Source organism: Paracoccus simplex, assembly GCF_042648325.1.
Classification (GTDB): Bacteria; Pseudomonadota; Alphaproteobacteria; order Rhodobacterales; family Rhodobacteraceae; genus Paracoccus; species Paracoccus simplex.
In genome coordinates, this window is record NZ_JBHRXE010000021.1 from 21,162 (window position 1) to 29,446 (window position 8,285).

At 65.9% G+C, this 8,285-nt stretch carries 10 protein-coding genes; 3 read left to right on the forward strand and 7 right to left on the reverse strand.

Annotated features, from left to right (window positions below):
* Window positions 1-129 precede the first annotated feature (129 nt).
* The 7 genes from ACFOMP_RS09750 to ACFOMP_RS09780 all read right to left on the reverse strand — a co-directional run bounded on the left by ACFOMP_RS09750 (window position 130) and on the right by ACFOMP_RS09780 (window position 5,740).
* Window positions 130-1,122 carry an FAD:protein FMN transferase gene (locus tag ACFOMP_RS09750; protein WP_028714026.1) on the reverse strand — a complete coding sequence of 331 codons (993 nt, stop codon included), beginning with the start codon at window positions 1,120-1,122 and terminating at the stop codon, window positions 130-132.
* On the reverse strand, window positions 1,103-3,310 hold the full coding sequence (locus tag ACFOMP_RS09755) for a PepSY domain-containing protein (RefSeq protein WP_104494092.1): 2,208 nt from the start codon (window positions 3,308-3,310) through the stop codon (window positions 1,103-1,105). The genes ACFOMP_RS09750 and ACFOMP_RS09755 overlap by 20 nt, the downstream gene beginning before the upstream one ends.
* A gap of 9 nt (window positions 3,311-3,319) precedes the next feature.
* The gene (locus tag ACFOMP_RS09760) at window positions 3,320-3,790 is read right to left on the reverse strand and encodes a DUF2271 domain-containing protein (protein ID WP_104494093.1); all 471 of its coding nucleotides are present in this window, start codon (window positions 3,788-3,790) and stop codon (window positions 3,320-3,322) included.
* A gap of 26 nt (window positions 3,791-3,816) precedes the next feature.
* Window positions 3,817-4,197, reverse strand: coding sequence for a PepSY domain-containing protein (locus ACFOMP_RS09765; protein WP_214273081.1), 381 nt, complete (start codon window positions 4,195-4,197; stop codon window positions 3,817-3,819).
* Window positions 4,198-4,308: 111 nt separating this feature from the next.
* A complete protein-coding gene (locus ACFOMP_RS09770; RefSeq protein WP_214273082.1) occupies window positions 4,309-4,611 on the reverse strand; it encodes a PepSY domain-containing protein in 303 nt (100 codons plus the stop codon).
* Between the two features lie 189 nt (window positions 4,612-4,800).
* A complete protein-coding gene (locus ACFOMP_RS09775; RefSeq protein WP_379029918.1) occupies window positions 4,801-5,433 on the reverse strand; it encodes a cytochrome b/b6 domain-containing protein in 633 nt (210 codons plus the stop codon).
* On the reverse strand, window positions 5,426-5,740 hold the full coding sequence (locus tag ACFOMP_RS09780) for a PepSY domain-containing protein (protein WP_104494098.1): 315 nt from the start codon (window positions 5,738-5,740) through the stop codon (window positions 5,426-5,428). Before ACFOMP_RS09780 ends, ACFOMP_RS09775 begins: the two co-directional genes overlap by 8 nt.
* A 141-nt stretch (window positions 5,741-5,881) precedes the next feature.
* Between ACFOMP_RS09780 and ACFOMP_RS09785 the strand changes: the two genes are divergently transcribed.
* The 3 genes from ACFOMP_RS09785 to ACFOMP_RS09795 form a co-directional block, all read left to right on the forward strand.
* A complete protein-coding gene (locus tag ACFOMP_RS09785) occupies window positions 5,882-6,541 on the forward strand; it encodes a response regulator transcription factor (protein WP_028710783.1) in 660 nt (219 codons plus the stop codon).
* Window positions 6,538-7,908, forward strand: coding sequence for an ATP-binding protein (locus ACFOMP_RS09790; protein ID WP_104494096.1), 1,371 nt, complete (start codon window positions 6,538-6,540; stop codon window positions 7,906-7,908). The genes ACFOMP_RS09785 and ACFOMP_RS09790 overlap by 4 nt, the downstream gene beginning before the upstream one ends.
* 85 nt (window positions 7,909-7,993) lie before the next feature.
* Window positions 7,994-8,285: LysR family transcriptional regulator (locus tag ACFOMP_RS09795; RefSeq protein ID WP_379029923.1), on the forward strand; the 292-nt coding region annotated here is incomplete at its 3' end.

Here is an 8,285-nt window from a genome sequence, read left to right on the forward strand (position 1 = left end):
ATCTGCCAAGTGGTTCTGGCCGCAGCGGGCATCGACAGACGCCGCCGGGCTTGGGATAGACATAGGCTGTCCGTTTTCGCACGAGAATTGACGAAAACTGCAAAGACCCATTGCACGAATGGACAGACCTCAGGCACGAACCAGACCCTCGCGGCCTGCCGCCGATACCATCGGGCTGTCGAACAGCGCCCCGACGGCATGGGTCCGGATGCCGCCTGCCTCGCGCATCAGAAACAGCGCATCGAGGTCGAGACGCGCGGCGAGTTCGCCGCCAGCTTGCGGACCCAGCACCATCAGCGCGCTAGCCCAGGCATCGGCCTCCGCACAGGTTCCGGCGACGACCGTAACCGAGGCCGGTGACGAGCGCAGCGGGCCGCCTGTCGCGGGGTCCATGGTGTGTGACAGGCGCTGGCCCCGAACGGTCACATGATGCCGGTAGTCGCCCGACGTGGCGACGGCAGCATCCATCAGCGTCAGGATGGAGCGGGGCGCGCGGCGTTCGGGATCCGGCGTCTCGACGGCGACCGTCCAGGGCATGCTATCGGGCCGTAGTCCGGATGCACGCATTTCGCCGTCGATGCCGACGAGGAAAGCCGTGATGCCGAAGCCTTGCAACGTCCCTGCCAGCTTGTCCACGCCGAACCCCTTGGCGATCCCGTTCAGGTCCAGCGTGATCGGCGTGTGTTTCCGGACTAGCCCGGCCGCGCGGTCGATCTCCAGCACCTCATGCGCGGGCCAGCGCGCAGCAGCCATCACCGCGCGGATGGCCCCGGCGCTGACCGCCTCGGGTCCAAACCCCCAGGCCCGCACCGCATCGCCCATGCCGATGTCAAAAGCACCGCCCGATAGAGCGCCGATCCTTACCCCAAGATCGAGCACTTCGGCCAACCCAGCGGGAACGGCCACCCAGACATTTTCGGACGTCCGGTTCAGGCGCATCAGGTCACTGTCGGGTTTCCATGTCGACATGGCGGCATCGACCTCCGCCACGGCCGCCTGCAAGGCCGCCTGCACCGGGGCGGGGTCCAGCCCGGCATCGGCATGGAAAAGCGCCGACCAGCGTGTCCCCATGGTCGGGCCATTCAGCGCGTGGCGGATCGGGTCAGTAGACGTCTTCGGCATAGCGTCCCTCCGTTTTCAGCGTGAGCGGGGTGAGGCCGACCGGCGCGAGAATGTCCGTCAGCGCCTCGGCCACGCCCGCCGCCATGTCGCGCCCGCCGCAGACCATGATGCGCGCCCCGTCCCGGATCAGCCGGATCAGTTCAACGCTCTCAGCGCGCAGCACGTCCTGCACATAGCGCGGCTTCGCTCCCCGCGAGATGGCGGTGGTCAACTGGGCAAGACGGCCATCGGCCTGCCAGGCGGCCAGATCCTCACGATAGAGGAAATCGCTGTCGGGGTGGCGCATCCCGAAAACGAGATGAACCGGCCGCTTCCCACTGTTGCCCCGGATGAACCCTGCAAGCGGGCCGATCCCCGTGCCGGCGCCGATCAGGATCAGCGGCGGCTTTCCTCCTTCGTTATGGAAAGCAGGATTGTGCTGGACGAAGGCGTGGATCGCCTGATCGGGCTCCAGTGCCAGAAGCTGCCCGGAGCAGAGGCCGCCGGGATGCTTGCGCACCACGATCTCGACGAAGCCGTCGCGCCATCCGGACGCCAGCGAGTAGAAGCGCGGGAGGTCCGCACCCTCGGGCAGGACGCCGAGGAGATCACCGGCCTGAAACCGGCCAACGCCCCGACCTGTGAGCCGTTGCAGGAGCGTCGTCTCGGGCAGGGAAAAGCGCAGGATCGCGGTTGGCGCCTGCACGTCTATCCCGTAATCGCGGCGCGAGACCAGGACAAGCCGCTCCGTCACCGGCGGGGTTGGCACATGTTCGAGCGTAAGCTCGATCCCCAGCGCCGCCCCCAGGGCGCGGCCCCAGCGGGCGAAATCCTGCGGCGACTGGCGATCGACCGCATCGAAAGGTATCAATTGCGCCCAACCTTTGGCAGCAGCCAGCCGCGCGACTTCATCGGCGAACGCGCAGAACGCGGGGAAGCTGCGATCGCCGAAACCAAGCACGGCAAGCGGGGCCTCAGGGACGGATTCCAGCGCCGCGAGGCGTTCGATGAACCCCTTCGCCGTGGCGGGAGCCTGTCCCTCGCCCCAGGTGGCGGCGAGAATGACGAACCGTTCGGCCTGCGGATAGCGCGCCGGCTCGAAACCGGACATTGGCGCGACATGAACATGCTGGCCCGCTGCGGTCAGCGCATGTTGGAGCGTCGCAGCGAAACCCCAGGTGCTGCCGCCCTCCGAGCCCACCAGCAAGATGGTCCCAGCGCCTTTTGCAGGATGATTGCCACGGAGACGCGGCCTTGACCGCCGCCCCGCGAACCAGAGCACAAGACCACTCACCCCCATTGCCGGCACGCCGAGCGCCATCACACCCAGCACGAGGCCGAGAGATGCGGCCCCCTGTCCGGTATGCAGGATGTAGATAGTTTCAGATATCCGTTCCCACATCGTCAGCTCGGCCCAGGCCAGAAGCTCACCCGTCCCCTGATCAAGATAGCCGGTGCCGCGATCCGTCTTCAGGGTGAAGGCGTCCGTGGCGTCGCCCGGATAGGGAAAGCTCAGTTCGCGCAACTCAGTGACAGGAATCACGGAGAGCGGCTCCATCGCAGCAAGGGAGACCCCGGTGCTGCCGCTGACCTCGGTCGGAAAGGCCGGCGGTGCAGTGCCATCCGGCAGAAGATCGAAGGTCGAAGCGGCCATCCACAGTGCGGTCGCCGAGGACAGAATCAGCCCCGCGACCGCCACGCGGGCGATCCCGGTATGGATGCGGCTCGATGCTGGCCCGCGCAAAGGGGCGAACCAGCGCCGCCAGCCGCCCATGCGCCGTGCGACCAGCATCGCGCCAGAGACCGACAGGACCAGCATGGCCGCCGCACCGGCAGCCATGACGATACGGCCGGCATCGCCAAGAAACAGCGAGCGGTGAAGGCTGGTCAGCCAGCGTTCGACCGGGTTCGGATCGGCGCTGGCGATGCCCTTGCCGGTCGCGGGGTCGATCACCGCCGCGCCGGGCGTGCCGTCGTCGAACCAGAACGCAGTAATCCGGCCCGAGGGCGCACGCCGGATCTGCTCCACCCCCGGATAGGCAGTCCGGATGCGTTCAGCGAGATCGGCAACGGTCAGGCCGGCCTCGGCCTGCGGCGTGGAAAACCGCTCGGCCACGGGAAAGACCGAGAGCGCCGCCCCGCTGATCGCGAGGACCATGACGAGAGCAAGGGCCAGCAGACCCGGCCAGCGATGCAGCATGCGGATCATGGCGCCATCTCACATGTCGTAGCGGAGGCTGGCGACATAGCGGCGGCCGGGCACGGGCTGCCCCGCTCCTGCCGCCGTCAACGGCACGGCGATGTCGTTCGGACTGTCGCGCATGTACTCGACGGCGGCATCGACATGCAGCGTGTAGCCGGCATCGAACAGCGCATCGGCAAGGTCGAGGGTGATTTCCAGCGACCGGCCCGCGCCGACACTGGCGCCGGTGATGCCGTCGATCTGCGCCAGGTCGCCGCCGCTGGCGCGATACCAGTCGCTGAGATGTTCGTAATATTTCGACTTGCCGCCGGCCATCCACAGGGTTCCGGCATATGCCCCCTGCGCATCGGTAACGTAGAGAACCAGATAGGCACCATCGCCGCCGTAAGTGTTCAGCGTGGTGGTGAGGGTGACCGGCCGGGCCATGGCGAGGCCGGGGGCCACCAGGGCCGAAGTCAGCGCAAGGGCTGCGAGGATGGATTTCATGTCTCTGCTCTCTTCTGCCTGATATGTCAGTTCACCCGCACCACGGGCGGGGTGCCGTTCTGGAACAGCGGATTGGCGGGCGGGACCGAGGGGGCGACAGGGGTTGCACCGCCGCGATCCCGCTTGCGGTCCTGCTCGCCGTCCCGGTGGCGCAGCTTGACGACCTGCAACGTCGCGGGATCCAGCTTGGCCTTGATGCGGCGGCCCTGGGCATCGCGGCCCTTGACCTCCCAGCAGCCGTCATCGGCCTCGATCTTCTCGACATGCCAGCCGAGGCCGGCGGCGGCCTGCATCACCGCCTCGCGCGGCTGCCAGGCGCCGCGCGGCACATGGCAGTCGTCGCCCGCCAACGCCCCCGCCGCGGGCAATACCGCGAGAGCGGTTATGGCAATCAACAGAGTCTTCATGGTTCGAATGTCCTTTCCGATCATCTCGGGGGCATTTTCCCGGCTATGGCCGCGGCGAACGCCCGCGTGGGAAAGGCTCCGCCGCGATGACGGGGCGGAGCCTTGCGGCGATCAGTTGCGCTTTGCGGGCTTGGTGCCGTCGCTCCAGCGCTTGACCTTGCCGTCGATCACCTCGAGGGTTCCGGGATCGACGGTCATCTTCAGGGTGTTGCCACCCTGGTCGATGACGTTCAGCTCGTAGCAGCCATCATCAAGTTCCATTTTCGAGATGCTCCAGCCGAATTCGTCGGTCACTTGGATAAGGGCTTCCCAGGACTGCATGTTCTCGGTCGGCACGTTGCATTTCTCGTCGGCGAGCGCGGCCCCGGCGGGGATCGCGAGGGCGAATGCGGTGGCGGTCAGGATGGTTTTCATGGCTATGCTCCTCAGCCTTGGTTGCCTGATGAAACCAATCTGGAGGGCGCGGCTGACGTGATCCTGATCGCCGCGGAAAACCTGCGTCAGCTTTCCGTCAGCCTGCCCCGACGAACCGCAACGGTCGCGCAAAACAAACCGGCCCCGCCAGACAGACGGGGCCGCAACAACAGTGGGAATGCGTAATGTTCAGGTCACGTCATTTGCGCCAGGGGGGCGCTTTCGGCCCGTGACCATGGCACGGGGCAGGTTCTCCCGATGGCCCCATGAGGTGAGCGCCACACCTCCGACATGCAGGGCCACGAGGACCAACGCCAGGTTGGCCAGCGTTTCATGCACCTCCTTCAAGGTCTTGTCCCCCCTGACTTCCCGGCCGCCATGCTCGCCCACAACCCTCACGGCACGGGCTTCCTCGATCGACTGTTCGAGCAGCCAGCCGCTTAGCGCGGTGCCGGAAAGCGTAACCATAAGTGCCACGATCATCGCGGCGCCGGCCGGGTTGTGCCCGAGATGGCGCCGCTCCCGCCCGCGCAGCATGTCTCCGAGATAGACCAGCGTTGCGGCAGGGCCACGCATGAATTGCGCGAAGCGGGCATGGTGACTGCCGACAAAACCCCAGATCAGGCGGAGCACAAGCAATGCCGCCACCGCATAGCCGGCCGCCTCGTGAAGCGGCCGCACCTCGTCAGCCGCGAGCCATGCCACTGCAAAGGCGGCAACCAGGCCCCAATGAAAGCTGCGCACCACCGGATCCCAGACCCGCACCATGCGCGTGGTATCGGCAACGTCCGAAATACCGCCGTCCCTTTTCGCCTCAATCATGTTTGCGTCCCCTGCCCTCACGGAAGTGCCGTTCACCTCCGTCCTCGTATTCGACCTCGATTACCTGAAGCGTGCCGGGATCGACCGTCACCTCGATGCGGCGTCCTTCCCGGTCCGTGCCTTTTATCTCGTAGCAGCCGTCGTCGATCTTGATGCGCCGCACCACCCATCCGTTTTCTTCCGCGAGCCGCACCACCGCGCTTCTTGGCTGCCAGTCTGCCAGCGGCACGGCACAGTCGTCGCCGGCAAGTGCAGCCCCGCACGGAAGGGCCGCGAGAAAGGTCAGAATTGTCAGCGATCTCTTCATGGACCACACTCCGCATAACGGCCATCGGATGACATTCTGCGTCGCGAACCTGACGGGATGCTGAAGCCTGGGGCGTCCCGCCATCAGCTTTGCGTCAGCCCGGATCGCCATAATGGCCAGAGGCAAATGAGTAGGAAGATCATGCGAATCCTGCTGATCGAGGACGACACCGTTCTGGGCGCCGCCGTGCGGGACCAGATCGCCGCGGGTGGCCAGTCGGTGGACTGGGTCACGCGCCTGGATGCGGCCGGCGATGCGATGGCCGGCGCCGGCTATGATCTGGTATTGCTGGACCTCATGCTGCCCGACGGACGCGGCATCACCTTCCTTCGGTCGCTGCGCGCCGGCGGCGACGTGACGCCGGTGATCATCCTGACCGCGCTGGACCAGATCTCGGACCGGATCGAAGGCTTGAACGCCGGCGCCGACGACTATCTGGTCAAGCCCTTCGATCTGGCCGAGCTTTCCGCGCGCATCGGCTCGGTCGCGCGGCGCTATAGCGGCAATCCCAACCCGATCATCGTCCACGGCGCGCTTGCCGTCGACCTTGCCTCGCGCAGCATCCGCCGCGACGGCCGGCCGGTGCAACTGACGGCGCGCGAATGGGCGCTGTTCGAGGCGTTCCTCACGCGCCCCGGCCAGCTTCTGTCCAAGGCACAACTTGAGGAAAAGCTTTATGCCTTCGATACCGAGGTGGAAAGCAACACCATCGAGGTCCATGTCAGCCGGCTGCGCAAGAAGCTGGGCGCCGAGGTGATCGAGACCGAGCGCGGATTGGGCTACCGGCTGGGTTCGCCATGACGATGCCACGCAGCCTTCAGATGCGGTTGGGGGTGTCTCTGGGCATCCTTCTGACGCTGCTGTGGATCGCCGCCGCCGCCACCACGGCGGTCATGCTGCGGCACGAGATGGACAGGATCTTCGACTCGTCACTACAGGAGGCGGCGCAGCGCCTGTTGCCGCTGGCCGCTGTCGAGATCGTCGGACGTGAGGAGGAAGGTGTGACGCAACACCTTGCCGACCTGCGCGACCACGACGAATTCCTCACCTATATCGTGCGGGATGACATGGGGAGAATCCTTCTGCAATCGCATGAGGCCGACCCCTCCATCTTCCCGGAATGGGATGGGCCGGGCTTTCACACGACCGCAACCCATCGCCTGTATGGCGAGGACGCCCTGCAAGGCACGATCCGCCTCACGGTCGCCGAGCCGCTTGCCCATCGCGCGGCGGCGGCACGCGATGTCTGGGCGGGCCTGGGACTGCCACTGCTGGTGTTCATCCCGGCCGCGCTGCTGGCGATCGTATTGACCGTCCGCTCGGGCCTGGCCCCGCTGCGCCGCTACCGCGACCGGCTGGCCGCGCGTTCACCGCGCGACCTTGCCCCCGTCGCCTGCAACGATCTCCCCGTCGAGGTCACCCCGGTGGGGCTGGCGGTCAATGTGCTGCTGGCGCAGCTCAAGTCCACATTCGAGGCCGAACGCACCTTCGCCGCCAACGCAGCGCATGAATTGCGAACACCGCTGGCAGGCGCAATCGCGCAGGCCCAGCGGATACAGGTGGAAACGAAAGATACCGGCGCCGGCCACAGGGCCGCCGAGATCGAGGCCTCGCTGAAGCGGCTGGCCCGGATCGCCGAGCGGCTGCTGCAACTGGCTCGGGCGGAGGGCGGGCGGTTGCGGCTCGATCACCTATCCGATCTTCGCATCACCGCCCGTCTGGTCGTGGACGATATCGAGAGGACCGCACCGAACCGGATCGCACTCGCTCTGCCGGAGCACCCGGTAATGTCCGACCTCGACCCCGATGCGTTTGGCATCATCTGCCGCAACCTGGTCGAGAACGCCCTGCGGCACGGCGCATCTGACGAGCCGATCGAGGTAAGCCTCGGTGAGGATGGCACGTTCCGCGTCGCCAATGACGGCCTTGTTGTGCCGACAGAAGCACTTGGCCGGCTGGCCCGCCGTTTTGAGAGGGGGACAACCGGAACGGAAGGCAGCGGGCTTGGCCTTGCCATCGTCGCCAGCATTGCGGACCGGATTTCGTCAAAGCTCACCTTGCAGTCGCCGAGACCGGGAAGCTCGTCTGGCTTTGAAGCGGCGGTGGTTTTGCCGACAGCTTCAAAGCAACCAATACCGCCCAGCCAGGCGAGCGCAGTCTTTCGTTGAGCCGATAGCCGGCCAGCAGATCTGAAAACTATTGGGCTGGCTGTGTCCGCCGGAACAGGATGCATCTGTATATAAGGGGCGCAGAATGTTGATCTCGAAAGGACAAAGCCTAGCGCGCGCCCGTGGTGACAGTAGCCCTGCCGACAAAGGCGGACGGGGCAGCATGACCAGAAAATTGGTTACATCTTCGGATGCTATTGAATTTCGCCACCTACGTTACTTCATAGCCGCTGCCGAGCACGGCAGCTTCCGAAAGGCAGGAAATTCACTGAGTCTGTCGCAATCGGCAATCAGCCGCTGCATTGCCGACCTCGAAGTAAGCGTCCGGCCTGAGCGCTACCCGGGCCATTTCCAAGGCAGCAGGTCATCGACCTTTG